The following is a 16,919-nucleotide window of genomic DNA, read 5'->3' as shown; positions in this document are numbered from 1 at the left end:
AAATGGGGAAGGGACAGATGCAAATCAACGGCATAGATCACGTCGAACTGTACGTGGGGGATGCCCGGCAGGCCGCCTTCTACTTCGGCACCGCGGTCGGTTTCCGGCTGCGGGGGCAGGGCGGTCCGGAGACCGGGCTGGCCGACCAGCGGTCACTGCTGCTGGGGCAGGCCGACATCCGGATGCTGCTCACCTCGGGCCTGACCGCCGAGCACCCCGCGTCGGCGTACGTGCAACGGCACGGCGACGGCATCGCGGTGGTCGCCCTGGAGGTCGACGACGCCGCCGGGGCGTACGCGGAGCTGGTGGCCCGGGGTGCGACCGGGCTGACCCCGCCGCGCACCTTCACCGGCGCGGACGCCGAGGTGGTGCTCGCCGAGGTCGGCGGCTTCGGCGACGTGGTGCACCGCCTCGTCGAGCGGCGCGGCGACCGGAGGGTGTTCCTGCCGGGGGCGATCGAGGAGCTGCCCGGCGTCGACGGCGACGAGCTGCTCGCCGAGATCGACCACCTGGCGGTCTGCGTGCCGCCGGGTCAGCTCGACGACACCGTCTCGCACTACGAGAAGGTGTTCGGCTTCGCCCAGATCTTCGAGGAGCACATCGAGGTCGCCGGCCAGGCGATGAACTCCAAGGTGGTGCAGAGCCCGTCCGAGCGGGTCACCCTGGTGCTGCTGGAGCCGGACACCGGGCGGCGGCCCGGCCAGATCGAGGACTTCCTGCGCTGGCACGCCGGCGCGGGGGTGCAGCACCTCGGCCTGCGCACCGACGACATCATCACCGCCGTCGGCGCGCTCGCCGGGCGCGGGGTCCGCTTCGCCGGCACCCCGGCCGCCTACTACGACGGCCTGGAGGCGCGGGTCGGCACCGTCGACGCGCCGCTGGACCGGCTGCGGGAGCTGAGCATCCTGGTCGACTCCGACCACGGCGGTCAGCTGCTGCAGATCTTCACCGAGTCGATGCACGTGCGGCGCACCCTCTTCCTCGAACTCATCGAGCGGCGCGGGGCGCGCACCTTCGGCAGCGGCAACATCAAGGCGCTCTACGAGGCCAAGGAACGCGAACTGGCCGCGGCGGGGGCGACCCCCGCCGTCGCGGCCGGAGGGGTGCAGGCATGACCACCACACATCCGGTCCTCACCGAGGAGGAGCAGGCGCTGCTCCCCTCGGAGGAGGACGTGCGCCACTACGCCGAGCACGGCTGGTACCTGTCGAAGAAGCTGCTCACCGACGCCGAGGTGGACGAGCTGGTCGCGGCCACCGACCGCTACTACGCCGGGGAACGCGACCGGCGGCTGCCGGTCCGGCCGCCGAAGCTCGCCTACTGGGAGCCGTCGAAGGGCGACGTGCAGCGGCACAACGACTACGTGCACCACGAGCACGACGGGATCGGCCGGATCCTGCGCAAGCCGCTGATCGGGGCGGTCGCCGCCCGGCTCGCGCAGGCCGACGAGATCCGGGTCTTCCAGTCCACCCTGATCTGGAAGCCGCCGATCTCCGGTGAGCCGTCGAACATCGTGCCCTGGCACTTCGACAAGCACTACTGGGCGTCCTCGTCGTCGGAGCACATGCTCACCGCGTTCATCCCGCTGCACGACTGCGGCGAGGAGATGGGCACCATCACCATGGTCGACGGTTCGCACCGCTGGCGCGAGATCGGCGCCGACGACACCGTGGTGCGGCACTTCGCCGACCGCGACCGCGACCAGCTCGAGGTGATGCTGGCCGAGAACGCCGCGCACAACGGTGCCGAGATCCGCAAGATCCCCATGGTGATCCCCAAGGGACACATGAGTTTCCACCACTGCCGCACCTACCACGGCAGCGGTGCGAACGTCAGCGACCGCCCGCGCCGGGCGATCTCGCTGCACCTGCAGGACGGCGACAACGCCTGGCGGGAGTACCCGCTCTCCGACGGCACGCTCGCCGCGTACAACCACGACGTGCTGGTCCGCCGCACCCACGAGGGACGGCCGGACTACGCGGACCCCGACTACTGCCCCGTCATCTGGCGCGACCGCGCCCCGCAGGGAGGCTGACATGTCACGGTACGACTGGGGACGGACCCACCCGGGCATCGAACGGCTGGAGCAGGCCGTCACCGCCCGCCGCGAGGTGGTCGTCAAGCACCCGCTCTACGCCAACCTGGACACCCACGAGGCGCTGGTGACCTTCATGGAGCACCACGTCTTCGCGGTGTGGGACTTCATGTCGCTGCTGAAGTCGTTGCAGCGGCAGCTCACCTGCGTCACCGTGCCGTGGATCCCGACCGGCCCGACCGGCAGCCGCCGCCTGATCAACGACATCGTGATGGTGGAGGAGAGCGACGAGCTGGGCGAGGGCTACATCAGCCACTTCGAGCTCTACGTGCGGGGCATGGCCGAGGCCGGCGCGGACACCACCGCGGTGGACCGGCTGGTGGAGCTGCTGCGCGCCGGCCGGCCGGTGACCGAGTCGCTGGCCGAGGCGGGGGTGCCCGCCGCGTCGGCGGCGTTCGCCGGCACCACCTGGCGGATCATCGAGAGCACCCCGGTGCACTGCCAGGCGGCGGCCTTCGCGTTCGGCCGCGAGGACCTCATCCCGGAGATGTTCACCCAGGTCGTCGCGGTCAACGAGCGCAGCAACCGGCTGAACACCTTCGTCGACTACCTGGAGCGGCACATCGAGGTCGACGGGGAGCAGCACACCCCGATGGCCATGCAGATGCTCGCGGACCTGTGCGGCGACGACGACGTCAAGTGGCAGGAGTGCGCCGACACGGTCAACGAGGCGCTGACCGCCCGGGCGAAGCTCTGGGACGACATCCTCGCCGCGGTCAAGGAGGGTCGCCCGGCGTGACCGACATCGACCCGGTCCGGCTCTACCGCACGGTACGGCTGATCCGCCGCTTCGAGGAGCGGGCCATCGACCTGGTCCGCGCCGGGGAGATCGTCGGCGGCATCCACCCGTACCTCGGTCAGGAGGGGATCGCCGCCGGGGTCTGCGCCGCGTTGCGCGACGACGACCTGGTGACCGGCACCCACCGCGGGCACGGCCACGTGCTCGCCAAGGGCGCCGACCCGGCCCGGATGCTCGCCGAGCTCTGCGGCCGGGTCACCGGGCTCAACCGGGGCCGGGGCGGGTCGATGCACGCCGCCGACTTCGGCGTCGGGGTGCTCGGCGCCAACGCCATCGTCGGGGCCGCCGGCGCGATCCTCACCGGAGCGGTGTGGGCGCGCCGGCGGCGCGGCGACGACGTGGTGGGGGCGACCTTCTTCGGCGACGGCGCGGTCAACGAGGGGATGCTGCTGGAGGCGTTCAACCTGGCCGCGCTCTGGCGGGTGCCGGTGCTGTTCGTCTGCGAGAACAACGGCTACGCCACCACCATGCCGGTGGCCGGCGCGGTCGCCGGCACCATCGCCGGGCGCGCCACCGCGTTCGGCATGCCGGCGGCCGCCGTCGACGGCCAGGACGCCGAGGCGGTACGCGACGCCTGCGCCGCCGCCGTCGCCCGGATGCGCGCCGGTGGCGGCCCCGAGCTGATCGAGGCCCGCACCTACCGCTTCGACGCCCACCACACCTTCGAACATCAGGTACGCCTCGACTACCGCCCGCCCGAGGAGGTGGCCGCCGGCCGCACCCGGGACCCGGTCGACATCCAGGGTGCGCGGCTGCCCGACGCGGTCCGCGCCGAGGTCGACGCGGCCGTCGAGGCGGTCCTCGACGCGGCCGTCGACTTCGCCCTCGCCGGTCCCGCCCCGGATCCGGCGACCGCCCTCGACCACCTGTACGCCAGCGGGCTCACCGCCCGGACCGGAGGTGGCTGATGCCCCGGCTCTCCTACCGCAGGGCGCTCACCCGGGCGCTCGCCGACGAGATGACCCGCGACGAGTCGGTCTTCCTGCTCGGTGAGGACATCCGGGTGGCCGCCGCGAACGTCACCTCCGGCCTGCTGAAGAAGTTCGGGCCGGAGCGGGTCGTCGACACGCCCCTGTCGGAGCAGGCGTTCACCAGCTTCGCCACCGGCGCCGCGCTGGCCGGGCTGCGCCCGGTCATCGAGTTCCAGATCCCGTCGCTGCTCTTCCTGGTCTTCGAGCAGATCGTCAACCACGCGCACAAGTTCCCGCTGATGACCGGGGGCCAGTGCGCGGTCCCGGTCACCTACCTGGTGCCCGGCTCGGGCTCCCGCACCGGCTGGGCCGGGCAGCACTCGGACCATCCGTACAGCCTCTTCGCCCACGTCGGGGTGACCACCGTGGTGCCGGCCACCCCGGCGGACGCGTACGGGCTGCTGGTCTCGGCGATCCGCTGCCCCGACCCGGTGGTGGTCTTCGCCCCGGCCGCCGCCCTCGACCTGCGGGCCGACGTCGCGGACCTCAGCCCGGTGCCGCTCGGGCGGGGCGTGGTCCGCCGGGCCGGCGCCGACGTCACCGTGGTCGCCGTCGGGCACCTCGTGCAGGACGCCCTGGCGGTCGCCGACGAGCTGGCCGACCAGGTGTCGGTGGAGGTGTTCGACCCGCGCACCCTCTACCCGTTCGACTGGACCGGCCTGGTCGAGTCGGTGTCGCGCACCGGGCGGCTGGTCGTGGTGGACGACTCCAACCGGTCCTGCGGCATCGCCGGGGAGATCATCGCCACCGTCGTCGAGCGGGTCCGGCTGGCCGCGCCGCCCCGGCGGGTCACCCGGCCCGACGGGGCCGTGCTGCCCTTCGCGCCCGCGCTGGACCGGGCCGTGCAGCCGGGCCGCGAGCAGCTCACCGCCGCCATCCACCTCTGCCTCAAGGACGGATCATGATCGACCCCGAGTACCCGTGGCCGCCGCTGGGCCAGGCGTGGACCGACCTGCCCGAGTCGACCCGCACGGCCATGGTGGCCACCGGCGCCGCCGCCTGGGAGCAGGTCTTCCACGGCCGGGCCACGTACAACAAGCAGTGGCGGCTGGCCCGGCCGCCGGTGCTCACCGCCGACGCGTTCCGCGAGCTCAACGAGGTCTGCGACCGGATCGTCCAGCTCATCCTGGAGGCCTGCCGGCGACGCGCCCGCACCGCCGGGGAACTGCGCCGGCTGCTGGACCTGCCGGTGGGGGAGAACGCCCTGCTCGACGAGGACGAGCCCCTGCACGAGGGACTGCTCGCGGCGTACCGGCCGGACGTGCTCTACTCCGGCGGGGTGCCGTGCATCGTCGAGTACAACATCGACAGCAGCCTGGGCGGCGGCTTCGACGCCGACACCGTGATCCACCGGTACGCCGAGCTGTACCGCTCGGCCGGCCTGCTGGACGGGGTCCGGCCCGCGCCGTCCCTGCTGGACCAGCGCTTCGCCGCGATCCGGGACACCCTCGGCCTGCCCGACGGCGCGCGGGTGGCGCTGCTGATGGACTTCGACGCCGAGTACCCGGGGCTGGACGACCCGGAGACGTTCATCCGGATCCTCTCCCCGCTGGTCGACCAGGCCCGCCCGTTCGGCATCGACCTGGTGATCGGCCCGGTCGCCAGCGCCACCCTGGACGACCGGCGTCGCCTGGTGGTGGGCGGCGCCCCGGTGGACGCCCTGTTCCGGCTCTTCGTGCCCAACCGGGTCACCCCCAGCGCCGGTCTGGACGCGGTGGCCGGGGCGCTCGCCGCCGGCACCCTGCCGATGTTCGTCAGCAGCGCCGCCTGGCTGCTCAGCAACAAAATCAACTTCGCCTGGCTCTGGGCCGACCTGGACCTGCTCACCGAGACCGACCGGGCCCTCGTGCGCCGGTACGTCCCGCACACCGTGGCGCTCACCGCCGACCAGCTCGACCGGGCGCTGGCGGAGCAGGCCGACCTGGTGGCCAAGCCGGCCGGCGGCTCCGCCGGGCACGGGGTGCTGATCGGCCGGGCCATGAGCCCGGCCGACTGGGCCGAGGGCGTCCGGGCCGCGATCGGGGCGGGCGGGCACATCCTGCAGCGCTACCACGAGGCCGACCGGGTCAGCATGGACTTCGTGCAGATCGAGACGGGCGAGACGGTCAGCGCCGAGGTCCCGTACAGCCTGGCCCCGTACCTGTTCGGCCGGACCGGCTCGGGCGCGCTGGCCCGGGTCGGCTATCCAGGCTGCGAGGAGATCCTCAACCTGGCCCGGGGGGTGCTGATGACCGGCATCCTGCTCACCGACTGAGCGCCGTCGTCGCCCGTCACCCGCCCGCACCGGGGCGGGTGACGGGCCGCGGGTTCAGTGGGCTTCGATGGGGGTGGCGAGGAAGGCGGCGATCGGGTCGACGAGCCGCGGTGGGGCCGCCGCGATGCCGTTGTGCCCGCAGCCGGGGATCCGCAGCGTGCGGGCCCGGGGCAGAACCCCGGCCAGCGCCTCGTCGGTCTCGGCGTACCAGGTGGCGGCCTTGGCGCCGCTGGCCAGCAGGACCTCGGCCGTGACGCCCGCGTACTGCGCGGCCGGTCCCTCGTACGCCTGGATCTGCCGGGTCTCGTGCAGTGTCATCGGCAGCAGGTCGCCCATGGTGCGACCGATCGGGGTGCGCAGGAACAGCCGGCAGATCGCGGTCCGGACGCCGAGGGGCAACCGGCCGGCGGGGTCCTGCGGGTTCAGGGCCGCGCCGACCAGTGCCATCGCCCGGGGGAGGTCACCGGCGCGCAGGGCCGCCTCGGTCGGGTCGAGGAAGTCGAGCGGCAGGCCGTGCCCGTCGAGTCGCAGCGGCGTGTCGTAGGCCACCACCCGCCCCAGCGGCAACCGCATCGCGGCCCGCAGCGCGACGAACGCGCCGTAGCTGTGCCCGACCACCTGTCGTGCCCCGGTGTGCGCCAGCACCGCGTCGAGGTCCTCGATCTCCTGCTCGACCGTGTACGGCTCGCGCCGGGGCGCGGCGTCGGCCCGGCCACGCCGGTTGTAGCGGTGCACCGTGAACCGGTCGGCCAGCCGGACGACCAGCCTCCGGTACGCGTCGATGGTGACCCCGCCGCCGTGTACCAGCACCACGTCGGGGCCGGAACCGGTCGAGTGCAGCACGATGCCCGCACCGTCGGGTGCGTTGATCCGTTCGGTCACCGTCATCTCTCCTCACCCACTGAAACCGCGAACGCCGTTTGCAGTTTACAGTGGTGAGGTGAGCGGCGCATCCACGAGTTCCGGCGGACCGTCCATCTGGCACCGGCCGGTACGCGGCACCCGGGGGCCCACCCCCACCCACGGACGCGACGAGATCACCGCCGCCGCCGTCGCCCTGGCCGACGCCGGTGGCCTGGACGCGGTCTCGATGCGGGCCGTGGCCGGGGCGCTCGGCATGGCAGGCGGCTCGCTCTACCGGCACCTGTCGTCCCGCGACGACCTGCTGGCCCTGATGGTCGACCGGTGCGTGGGCGAACTGAGGCCGTACCCGCCGCCCGCCGGGGACTGGCCGGACGCGATGGTGCTGCTGGCCCGACGCCAGCTGGAGCTGTACCGCCGTCACCCGTGGCTGGTCGACGCGGTCGGGCGGGCCGGCGTTCCCGGGCCCCACACGCTCGCCTGGTTCGACGCCTGCCTGGGGGTGCTCGAACCCGTCCGCGCCCCGGCCACCGCGAAGTTCGAGGCGATCGCCATGATGACCGGCGTGGTGACGCTCTTCGCCCGCGCCGGCACGACACCGCCGATGACCTTCGACCACGTCGACCTCGCGGCGTACCCGCACCTCACCGCCGCGTTCACCGCCCCACCCGCCGGCCCGCCGGCCGCCCCACCCCGCGATCTCCTGGAGCGCGCCGTCCGTGCCCTCCTCACCGGTCTGCTCCCCGCCACCCCCCACTGAGCACGGTCCACCCCGGCGCTGTCCGCATCGATCAAGGGGTTCGCGTCAGCGTCCGACCCCGTGGTGACGCAAACCCCTTGATCAACCGGGGAGGGGGGTCAGGGACGCGGAGGGGGTCAGGGGCGCGGGGGGAGGTGGCGGGCCAGGGCCGTCCGCAGGGTGGCGGGAGCGGGGTGCAGCACGCCCACGTGCAGCTGGTAGGTGGGGTGGCCGGCGCGGAGCCGGGGACGCAGCGCGCCGGGCGGTGGGGTGGGGGTCCCGGGGTGCAGGGTGACCCGCAGGGTGGCGAGCGGGCCGGGGTGGCGGATCTCGGCCGACCGGATCAGCGGCCAGGGCAGCCCGACGAAGGTGCCCCGGTCGGCCAGCTCCAACGCCGCCCCGGTGACCCGCACCGACGGCCTCCGGTACCGCAGCGCCAGCCCCGCGAACACGGTGAAGGCCACGATGAACACGGCACCCGACACCGCGATCTGCCCCGGCGCCGGCGCGCCGCCGGTCACCAGGGCCAGCGCCACCTGGGCGACCGACCAGCCCAGCAGGCCACTGGCCGCCTGAAAGGCGAGGGCCCGGGGCCAGGAGAGGCGCCAGCTCAGCTGCTCGTCCACATCGGCCCTTCCGTCGCGCGGTGCCGCCGACGGTAGCGCCCGCCCGCCAGGCACCGGCGGCACCGGCTCAGCGGGCATCGGACGCGGCCAGCCGGGCGCCGAGCACCCGTACCGTCTCCGCCGCCGCGATCGCGTCGCTGCGGGCGCTGCCGTGCCGGCCGTCGCTGCTGTACAGGGACGGGTCGGCCACCAGCGGATGGTCGGTGAGGTGCACGTGCAGGGTGCCGAGCCGCTCGCCCAGCGCGCGGGTGTGCGCGGCGAGCAGCCGCATCCGCTCTCCCAGTCCGGCGCGCAGCGCCGCCGGCACCGCCGGGCTGTGCGACACGTCGAACATGCCGACCGTGACCACGTCCGCCCCCGCGTCGCGCAGCGCCCCGACCAACGCGGTCAGCTCGGCGTCCACCGCCGCCGGGTCGTAGCCGGGGCGGAAGGCGTCGTTGCCGCCGCAGACCACCAGCGCCAGGTCCGGCGCGAAGGCCAGCGCCGGCCCGAGCTGCGCCGCGCGCACCTCGTGCGCCCGCAGCCCGCGCCGACCCAGATTGAGGTACGCCAGCTCCGGCCGGACGGCCCGCAGCTCGGCGGCGATCCGGTCGGCCCACTGCAGGTCCGGATAGCCCTCGACCGGCTCGCACAGGCCCTCGGCGACGCTGTCGCCCAGCACCACGAACCGCCGCCACGGGTGCCCGCGCAGCAGCTCCACGCTCTCGCCGGCCCGCAGGCACCACGGATCCGTCGCCTCGGTCACCGTCGATCCCACGCCCGCACGGTAGCCGATCCGGCGGACCGGCGTCGATGAGCCGATCCGCCGCCGTGCACCGTCGACGGCCGACGGGTCAGCGCGCGCCGAGGGTGAGCAGCAGCAGGGTCGTCACCAGCCCGGCCCCGGCGACCAGCAGCATCGGGCGGGGGGTCAGCACGGCGTGCCGGCGGTCCGCGAGCAACCGGGCCGGCGCCAGCCCCACCAGCGGCCCGAGCAGCGTGATCACCAGCGCCAGCACCGGCATGCCGACCGCCAGGTCACCGCCGGAGCCGTGCCCCAGCGCCCGGGCGGCCAGCCCCAGGGCGTACGCCACCGCCGCCCCGCCCACCCCGCAGGCCACCAGCAGGGGGTTCGCCGAACCGGGCAGCTCACCCGGCTGGCGGGTGCGGTCCAGCAGCTCGCGTACCCCGTGCAGCAGCGGGACCGGGTCGCCGGTGGCGTCGCGGGCCGGGCCCGGCGGGTCGCCGAGGCGTCGCCCGCCCGCGCCGGTGCGCGCCCGCAACTGGCCCCACAGGTGGGCGGCCTCGGCGTCGACCCGCTCGACCTGCGCGCGGGCCTCGACCGCCTCCGCCTCGGCCCGGCGGACCTCCTCGGCGGCGTCGGCGACCGCCCGTTCGGCGGCGGCGCACTGCTGGGCGTACCAGGTGTGCGCCTCGGCGCGCTGGGCGGCCACCCGGGCGGTCAGCTCGGCCAGCCGACGGAGCTGGGCCGCGTACGTCTCACTGGCGACAGGCTCGTTCATCGGGAGGGACCATAAGGGATGATCACTTGTCCGGTGCGGTGCACCGCCCGGTCGAAGAAGAGACCGCGCCACGGGCGCGGGTACCAGTCCGGACCGCCGGTGCCCGGGTAGAGCGACGAGCCCAGCTCCCCGCCCTGCACGTCCAGCGCCACCCAGGCGCCGATGTTCTCGATCCGGGCGGCCGGCCCACCCAGGTCGGTCCGCATCCGGGCCACCCCGCGCCACCAGGCCAGCACGTGGGTACGCCGCTCCGGCCCGTCGTGCAGGATCCGGCGCAGCTGCTCCAGCCCGGTGCGCCGGCCCGCCTTCGCGGCGAGCTGGCCGGCGGCCGCGTCGACCGCGTACAGCAGCAGGTAGTGCGCGCTGTTCGGGGTGCCGGGCGCGCCGAGGCCGTCGCCCACCTCGGCCATCAGCTCGGGCACCGTCTCCTCGTCGTACCAGGCGGCGTCGTCGGCCAGGTCCTCGTAGAGGGCGCGGGCGGCCGGGTCGGCGTCCGGGTCGAGGCAGGCGATGGAGAACCGGGCGGTGCCGGGGCGGTGCTGCCGGGCCAGCGAGCGGGCCGCTGCGTCCAGCACCGCGCACGCCTCGTCGACCCGGGTGCCGAGCACCGCCAGGTTACGGCCGGGGGCCCGGGGCAGCCGCAGCGCGGCCGAGCGGGACTGGACGTCGATGATCTCGCCGAGCAGCGCCACCGGGTTGCGCGGCACCCCCTGCTCGGGCGCGCCCAGCGCGCGGAAGTCGGGCGCCTCGGCCAGCCGCGGGATCGCGTCACCGTCGAAGAGCCGGGCCGGGGAGGCGTCCTGCGGGCGCATCCGCCACAGCCGGTGCTGCAGCTCGCTCCAGGTCTCCCAGTCGCTGGCCGACGGGATCCGGGCCACCTCGTTGCCCTCGGTGAGCCCGGACTCGGCGTTGACCACCGCGTGGTAGCGGGGCAGCGACTGGGCCGCGTCGTTGCGTTCGGCCAGGATGCGCAGCGCCTTGGGCAGCGCGATGCGCAGGGTGAACTGGGCGACCAGCGCCGGGCGGCCCCAGAGCGCCTCGATGCCGCGCACGTCCTGCGAGGCGAGCACCAGGTGGATGCCCTGCGACCGGCCCCGCCGGGCCAGATCCTCCAGCAGGTCGGCGGCCTCCCGGGCGACCACGTCCCGGCCGGCGAGCAGCGCCTGGAACTCGTCGACCACCGCCACGATCCGCGGCCAGTGCCCGGTCGGGTCGACGGCGCGCAGCTCGGCGAGCTTGGTCACCTCGTGCTTCTTCGCCGCGTCGGCCCGCCGGCGCAGCTCCTCGGCGAGGAAGCGCAGCAACGCCAGCCCGAACTCCCGGTCGGTGTTGACGTTGATGCCGACCAGCCGCATGTGCGGCAGCCAGCTCGGGTCCCGCCGGCCCTGGGCGAACCGGGCGAAGGACACCCCCTCCTTGAAGTCCAGCAGGTAGAACTCCAGCTCGGCGGGGGAGTAGCGGGCTGCCAGCGCGCCGATCCAGGCGAAGATCAGGTTGGTCTTGCCGGTGCCGGAGGGGCCGCCGATCAGCGCGTGCGGCGGATAGTCACCGAGGCTGAGCAGCACCGGGCGCCCGTGCGGGCCCTCGCCGATCGGGGCGGTCAGCCCGTGCGCCGAGTCCTCCCGCCAGTACTCCTCGGGCGGCGGGAGCAGGTCGGTGAAGGGGGCCGGCGGCGGGCCGGCGTTGACCCGCGAGGCCACCTCCCGGCAGGTCTCGGTGACCAGGGTGGCCGGCGGTGGCGGGTCGAGGCGCACCGGCAGGCCGGAGATCCGGGCGTCGCCCGGCTCCACCACCACCCGGGTGACCGTGGGGTCGTCCGGCAGGTCGATGCCGCGCACCACCAGGTGCACCCCGCAGGCCGCCCCGGTGCGGACCACCCGGTCCAGCTGGCCGCGCTCGTGCCGGGACAGCTCGTCGCCGCCGAGCAGCACCGCCACCCGCCACGGCTCGGGCCGCCGGCCGGTCGCCGCCGCGAGGGCGCGCAGCGAGGCGTACTCGCCGGCGAGCACGGTGGCGTTGATCCGGCGGATCTGCTCGACCAGGTCGTCGAGGAGCCGGCCCAGGCCGCCCGGGCCGACGAAGGTGAGCAGCCCGGCGGTGCCGAGCGGGGCGAACCCGGCCAGCCCGCCGCCGAGGTGCTCCGGGTCGTACCCGGAGAGCCGGACGCCGCCCGGGTCGGCCCGCCCGATCGAGCGCAGCAGCAGGGCCGGCACCACCGCGGCGATGCCGTCGCGGTCGCCGCCGGCCAGGTGCACGTGACCGGCGTCCAGCAGCGGCACCAGCGCCGGCACCGGTTCGCCGCCGGGCACCCGTACCGTGCCGATCCGGACCGCGCCCGGGTTCTCGCCCCGGCCGGCCGGGGTGGGCCGCCACCGGTCCCAGGGCGCGGACGCCGCGCCCGGCGCCTCCCGCTGGGCCGCCGCGGCGGCCCGGCGGGTCAGGTCGGCGATCCGCGCGGTGTGCCGGGCGTCGATCTCGGCCAGCCGCCGGTCGCGGGCCGCCCCCACCCGCTCCGGTACGGCCGCCGCGGCGCGCCGCACCCTGGCCAGCCGCTCCCGGCCGGCGGCCAGGTCGGCGTCGGCGTCGGCGAGCCGGTTCCGGGTCGCGCCGAGGGCCTCGGAGAGCATTCCCCGGACCCGCGACACCAGTTGGGTGCGGACGTCAGCCACCGGACGGCTCCCGATCGTCGGTCTGCTCGGGCAGGTCCCGCCCGAGCCGGTCCAGCAGCACCGCGGTGACCACCCCGGCGGTGACCGCCGGGTCGGCCGCGTGCGGCTGCTCCGCGTCACCGGAGCGGCGCGGCGGCGGCATCCGGCAGACCCGGGTCAGCAGGGTCTCCAGCACCGGCGGCGGCAGCCCGGGCAGCAGGTCCCGGACCCGTCCGTCCAGCGTCCGGCGCAGCCGGTCCAGGTCGTCGGCGCGCGGCGCGTGCCCGAGCAGCTCCCCGGCCAGGTCCCGCAGCAGCGGCGGGGCGATCGCCGCCAGGCCCAGCCCCACGTCGGCGTGCGCGCCGCGCAGCTCCCGGTGCAGCCGGTCCCGGTCGCCGGAGCGGACCCCGGCGACGACCCGGCGCAGCAGTTCCCGGGAGTCGTCGATCCGCTCGTCCGGCCCGTCCGGCGCGCCCTCCCGGCCGCCGGTCAGCTCGGCCACCCGCACCGCCCACCAGCGGCGCACCGTCGGCGGCTCGTCCGGCGCGGAGCCGCCCCCCGGGCCGGCCGCCGGCACCTCGCCCCGCGGCGCGTCGTGCTTCGGGCGGCGCTGCTCCCCGACCGGGGCCGGCGCCCCGTCGGCGGCCAGCCCGATCGCCGCCAGGTACGCCGACAGCTGCTCCTGCGCCACCCGCAGCGCGTACCCGGCGGTCTCGGCGTGCTCGGTCGCCGCCGACAGCTCCGGCACCCCCATCGGGTTCGCCGACTCCTGGCGCACCCAGCGCAGCCGCTCGGCGGCCTGGCCGAACTTCTCCAGCGCCAGCGCGAGCGGCGCCAGCGGCAGTTCCTCCGCGGCGGCGCGGACCTGCGCGCCGACGTCCTCGATGATGGACACGTCCGGCTCTCAGAGGGTGGCGACGTAGAGCTGTGCCTGCTCCACCGCGACCAGCGTGGCGGCGAGGCATTCCTCCAGCTCCTGGGCGGCCTGGGTGAGCGAGGCCTGGGCCGCCTCGACGGTCTCGTGCCCGCTGCCCTCCAGGGCGCCGGCCAGCGTCTGCTGCGCCTCGGCCAGCTTCTCGCCGGCCGCCTGCACGGCGGTCTGGCCGTCGCCTATCTGCTGCAGGGCGACATCGATGGCGGCCTTCAGCTCGGCGACGCTCGCCACGGGGGACCTCCTGGGGGCAGGGGAGATCTCCATTACAACCCATCCCGGGGACCGGACGAACATCCGCCCTCGCGGCGTTCCTGCCCGGGTGTCCGATTACCGTCCTGACGTGCGCGAAGGCCCGCGGGGGCCGGGACCGCCGGTCCCGTCGACGAGACAGCCGGTCCCGTCCGCGTACCGGATTCAGCGGGGCAACCAGCGCGGGCCGCGCACCTCCGCGCCCAGCGCGCCCACCCGCTCCCGCAGCTCCCGGTCGGCGGTGACCACCACCCGGCGGCGCTGCGGCGCCGCCGCCACCAGCTCCACCATCGTGTCGTCGCCGGAGCCGGGCGCGGACACCACCGTCACCCCCGGCACCGCCGGCACGTGCCGCGCCGCGCCCTCCACCACCAGCACCACCTCCACCGGCGGCGGCAGCTCCGGGGGTACGCCCGCGCCGGCCAGCGGCACCAGCGCGTCGCGCAGCCGGGCGGCCGCCCCGGCCCGGTCCCGCCACCAGCCGTCCGGGCGCGACCCCACCACGTTCGCCCCGTCCACGATCAGCAGCGCCACGCTCTCCATCCCGCCAGCCTGCCACCCGTGGGCGTTTGTCGCGCCGACCGCCGGGTAGCCACCGCCGACCGTGCCGCGCGATGGCGCGCCCCGGCCGTGCCGACCGACTGCGGAGGACAGAGATGATGGGACCCGGCGACTACGGCAACGACCCGTGGGACGAGTTCCTGGCCCGCTACTTCGGCCGGGGCGAGGGGGGACGCCGGCCGGCGCACCGGGTCGACATCACCCGGCTGATGACCGCCGACGCCCGGGAGATGCTCGCCGACGCCGCCCGCCGGGCGGCCCAGAAACACAGCAACGACCTGGACACCGACCACCTGCTCTGGGCGGCGTTGCAGCGCGAGCCGCTGCGCGACCTGGTACGCCGCGCCGGCGCCGACCCGGACGCGCTGGTCAACGCCCTCGGCGGGCGCGGCGAGGGGGCGCCGCGCGGCGAGGTGCCGCCGAACCTGTCGCTGACCCCGGCGGCCAAGCGGGCGCTGCTCGACGCCCACCAGCTCTCCCGGGCCATGGGGGCCAACTACATCGGCCCGGAGCACATCCTGATGGCGCTGCCGCTGAACCCGGAGTCGCCGGCCGGGCGGATGCTCGCCGCCGGGCGGATCCAGCCGGAGTCGTTGCAGGCGGCCAGCGCCGAGCGGGGCCCGACGACCGGCCCGAAGCCCGACCGCGGCACCCCCACCCTCGACCAGTACGGCCAGGACCTCACCGACCTGGCCCGCAACGACCAGATCGACCCGGTGATCGGCCGGGCCGACGAGATCGAGCAGGCGGTGGAGATCCTGTCCCGGCGCACCAAGAACAACCCGGTGCTGATCGGTGAGGCCGGTGTCGGCAAGACCGCCATCGTGGAGGGGCTCGCCGAGCGGATCTGCGACGGCGACGTGCCGCAGACCCTGATCGGCAAGCGGGTCATCCAACTCGACCTGGCCGGGCTGGTCGCCGGCACCCGCTACCGGGGCGACTTCGAGGAACGCCTGAAGAAGGTGATCGACGAGATCCGCGCCCACCGGGAGGAACTCATCATCTTCCTGGACGAGATCCACACCCTGGTCGGCGCGGGCGGCGCCGGCAGCGAGGGCGGCATGGACGCCTCCAACATGCTCAAGCCGGCGCTGGCCCGGGGCGAGCTGCGGGTGATCGGCGCGACCACGCTGGACGAGTACCGGCGCAGCATCGAGAAGGACGCGGCGCTGGCCCGCCGGTTCCAGCCGGTGCTGGTGCCCGAGCCCGGCGTCGAGGACACCGTCACCATCCTGCGCGGCCTGCGCGACCGCTACGAGGCGCACCACCAGGTCCGGTTCACCGACGAGGCGCTGGTGGCCGCCGCCGAACTCTCCGACCGCTACGTCACCGACCGGTTCCTGCCGGACAAGGCGATCGACCTGATCGACCAGGCCGGCGCCCGGATCCGGCTGCGTACCCGTACCCCCGACTCGGACGTGCGGGAGCTGGAGACCCAGCTCGACGACATCCGCCGGGACAAGGAGCAGGCGGTCGCCGACGAGCAGTACGAGAAGGCCTCCCAGCTGCGCGACCGGCTCGCCGAGATCGAGGACCAGATCCGCCGCGCCCGCGGCGACGAGGGCCCCAACCACGTGCCGGAGGTCGGGCCTAAGGAGATCGCCGAGGTGGTCTCCCGGGCCACCGGCATCCCGATCAACCAGCTCACCGAGGAGGAACGCGACCGGCTGCTGCGCCTGGAGGGGCACCTGCACGAGAAGGTGGTCGGCCAGGACGAGGCGGTCAGCGCGGTCGCCGAGGCGGTGCGCCGCTCGCGCACCGGGCTGGCCGACCCGGACCGGCCGATGGGCAGCTTCCTGTTCCTCGGCCCGACCGGCGTCGGCAAGACCGAGCTGGCCCGGGCCCTGGCCGAGGCGCTCTTCGGCGAGGCGGACCGGATGGTCCGGGTCGACATGAGCGAGTTCCAGGAGCGGCACACGGTCAGCCGGCTGGTCGGGGCCCCGCCCGGGTACGTCGGCTACGAGGAGGCCGGCCAGCTCACCGAGGCGGTCCGCCGCCGCCCGTACGCGGTGGTGCTGCTCGACGAGATCGAGAAGGCCCATCCGGACGTGTTCAACATCCTGCTCCAGGTGCTCGACGACGGCCGGCTCACCGACAGCCAGGGCCGGACGGTGAACTTCAAGAACACCGTACTGATCATGACCAGCAACCTGGGCGCGGAGCTGATCACCGGCGCCCAGCGGGCGGTCGGCTTCGGCGCCGGCGAGGCCGGCGGCCAGCAGGAGACCGACGAGCTGCGCGAGCGGCTGATGCGCCGGCTCCAGGAGAGCTTCCGCCCGGAGTTCCTCAACCGGATCGACGAGACCATCATCTTCCGCCGGCTGGAGGCCGAGCAGCTGCGCGAGATCACCGGCCTGATGCTGGAGGAGACCCGTCGCCGGCTGCACGCCCAGGACATCCAGGTGGACGTCACCACCGCGGGCGTGGACTGGCTCGCCGAGCACGGCTACCAGCCCGAGTTCGGGGCCCGGCCGCTGCGCCGGGTGATCCAGCGCGAGGTGGACAACCGGCTGTCCCGGATGCTGCTGGAGAACGAGATCTCCCCGGGGCAGAAGGTCTGCGTCGACGCGCGGGACGGACAGCTCGCCTTCGACGTGAGCGCCGGGGACCGCGGCCACACGGCCGCGACCACGTCCCATCCCCGGTGAGCCGGGCCGGCCCGGCCCCGAGCGAGCGGAGG

Annotated in this window: 16 protein-coding genes; 8 read left to right on the top strand and 8 right to left on the bottom strand. The window is 75.1% G+C overall.

Features of this window, described 5'->3' with window-relative positions; all coding sequences use genetic code 11:
* Positions 1-17 precede the first annotated feature (17 nt).
* From hppD to GA0070611_RS09300, 6 genes are read left to right on the top strand one after another with little or no spacing between them, the layout of a single operon-like run.
* Positions 18-1,115: a 4-hydroxyphenylpyruvate dioxygenase gene (hppD, locus tag GA0070611_RS09325; RefSeq protein ID WP_091660914.1), complete on the top strand. Its 1,098-nt coding sequence runs from the start codon at positions 18-20 to the stop codon at positions 1,113-1,115.
* Positions 1,112-2,035, top strand: a complete 924-nt coding sequence (locus tag GA0070611_RS09320; RefSeq protein ID WP_091660911.1) for a phytanoyl-CoA dioxygenase family protein — start codon at positions 1,112-1,114, stop codon at positions 2,033-2,035. The genes hppD and GA0070611_RS09320 overlap by 4 nt, the downstream gene beginning before the upstream one ends.
* A 1-nt stretch (position 2,036) precedes the next feature.
* A complete protein-coding gene (locus GA0070611_RS09315) occupies positions 2,037-2,834 on the top strand; it encodes a DUF3050 domain-containing protein (protein WP_091660908.1) in 798 nt (265 codons plus the stop codon).
* Positions 2,831-3,802 (top strand): thiamine pyrophosphate-dependent dehydrogenase E1 component subunit alpha, encoded by a 972-nt coding sequence (locus GA0070611_RS09310; protein ID WP_091660905.1) that lies wholly within the window; start codon positions 2,831-2,833, stop codon positions 3,800-3,802. The genes GA0070611_RS09315 and GA0070611_RS09310 overlap by 4 nt, the downstream gene beginning before the upstream one ends.
* Positions 3,802-4,770: an alpha-ketoacid dehydrogenase subunit beta gene (locus GA0070611_RS09305; protein WP_091660902.1), complete on the top strand. Its 969-nt coding sequence runs from the start codon at positions 3,802-3,804 to the stop codon at positions 4,768-4,770. The genes GA0070611_RS09310 and GA0070611_RS09305 overlap by 1 nt, the downstream gene beginning before the upstream one ends.
* Positions 4,767-6,119 carry a circularly permuted type 2 ATP-grasp protein gene (locus GA0070611_RS09300; RefSeq protein WP_167604415.1) on the top strand — a complete coding sequence of 451 codons (1,353 nt, stop codon included), beginning with the start codon at positions 4,767-4,769 and terminating at the stop codon, positions 6,117-6,119. The genes GA0070611_RS09305 and GA0070611_RS09300 overlap by 4 nt, the downstream gene beginning before the upstream one ends.
* A 54-nt stretch (positions 6,120-6,173) precedes the next feature.
* Here the strand turns inward: GA0070611_RS09300 and GA0070611_RS09295 are convergent, their stop codons facing one another.
* On the bottom strand, positions 6,174-7,007 hold the full coding sequence (locus tag GA0070611_RS09295; RefSeq protein WP_091660899.1) for an alpha/beta fold hydrolase: 834 nt from the start codon (positions 7,005-7,007) through the stop codon (positions 6,174-6,176).
* 52 nt (positions 7,008-7,059) lie between these two features.
* Between GA0070611_RS09295 and GA0070611_RS09290 the strand changes: the two genes are divergently transcribed.
* Positions 7,060-7,740: a TetR/AcrR family transcriptional regulator gene (locus tag GA0070611_RS09290; protein ID WP_231921383.1), complete on the top strand. Its 681-nt coding sequence runs from the start codon at positions 7,060-7,062 to the stop codon at positions 7,738-7,740.
* 116 nt (positions 7,741-7,856) lie between these two features.
* Here GA0070611_RS09290 and GA0070611_RS09285 read toward each other — a convergent pair whose 3' ends face one another.
* The 7 genes from GA0070611_RS09285 to GA0070611_RS09255 all read right to left on the bottom strand — a co-directional run bounded on the left by GA0070611_RS09285 (position 7,857) and on the right by GA0070611_RS09255 (position 14,221).
* Positions 7,857-8,345 carry a hypothetical protein gene (locus GA0070611_RS09285; RefSeq protein WP_091660896.1) on the bottom strand — a complete coding sequence of 163 codons (489 nt, stop codon included), beginning with the start codon at positions 8,343-8,345 and terminating at the stop codon, positions 7,857-7,859.
* A gap of 67 nt (positions 8,346-8,412) precedes the next feature.
* Positions 8,413-9,102 (bottom strand): SGNH/GDSL hydrolase family protein, encoded by a 690-nt coding sequence (locus GA0070611_RS09280; RefSeq protein ID WP_091660893.1) that lies wholly within the window; start codon positions 9,100-9,102, stop codon positions 8,413-8,415.
* A gap of 76 nt (positions 9,103-9,178) precedes the next feature.
* Positions 9,179-9,847, bottom strand: coding sequence for a hypothetical protein (locus GA0070611_RS09275; protein WP_091660888.1), 669 nt, complete (start codon positions 9,845-9,847; stop codon positions 9,179-9,181).
* Positions 9,844-12,516, bottom strand: a complete 2,673-nt coding sequence (locus GA0070611_RS09270) for an FtsK/SpoIIIE domain-containing protein (protein WP_091660883.1) — start codon at positions 12,514-12,516, stop codon at positions 9,844-9,846. Before GA0070611_RS09270 ends, GA0070611_RS09275 begins: the two co-directional genes overlap by 4 nt.
* On the bottom strand, positions 12,509-13,390 hold the full coding sequence (locus tag GA0070611_RS09265) for a hypothetical protein (protein ID WP_091660880.1): 882 nt from the start codon (positions 13,388-13,390) through the stop codon (positions 12,509-12,511). Before GA0070611_RS09265 ends, GA0070611_RS09270 begins: the two co-directional genes overlap by 8 nt.
* 9 nt (positions 13,391-13,399) lie before the next feature.
* Positions 13,400-13,660, bottom strand: a complete 261-nt coding sequence (locus tag GA0070611_RS09260; RefSeq protein ID WP_091672704.1) for a hypothetical protein — start codon at positions 13,658-13,660, stop codon at positions 13,400-13,402.
* 183 nt (positions 13,661-13,843) lie between these two features.
* Entirely contained in the window at positions 13,844-14,221 is a 378-nt protein-coding gene (locus tag GA0070611_RS09255; protein WP_091660876.1) for a hypothetical protein, read from the bottom strand.
* Positions 14,222-14,334: 113 nt separating this feature from the next.
* Here GA0070611_RS09255 and GA0070611_RS09250 point away from each other — a divergent pair, with 113 nt between their 5' ends.
* Positions 14,335-16,887, top strand: a complete 2,553-nt coding sequence (locus GA0070611_RS09250; protein WP_091660871.1) for an ATP-dependent Clp protease ATP-binding subunit — start codon at positions 14,335-14,337, stop codon at positions 16,885-16,887.
* Positions 16,888-16,919 lie beyond the last annotated feature (32 nt).

Origin of the sequence: Micromonospora auratinigra (assembly GCF_900089595.1) — a bacterium.
GTDB lineage: Bacteria > Actinomycetota > Actinomycetes > Mycobacteriales > Micromonosporaceae > Micromonospora > Micromonospora auratinigra.
The sequence above is the reverse complement of the archived record's forward strand: the minus strand, read 5'-3'. Positions and strand labels throughout refer to the sequence as shown.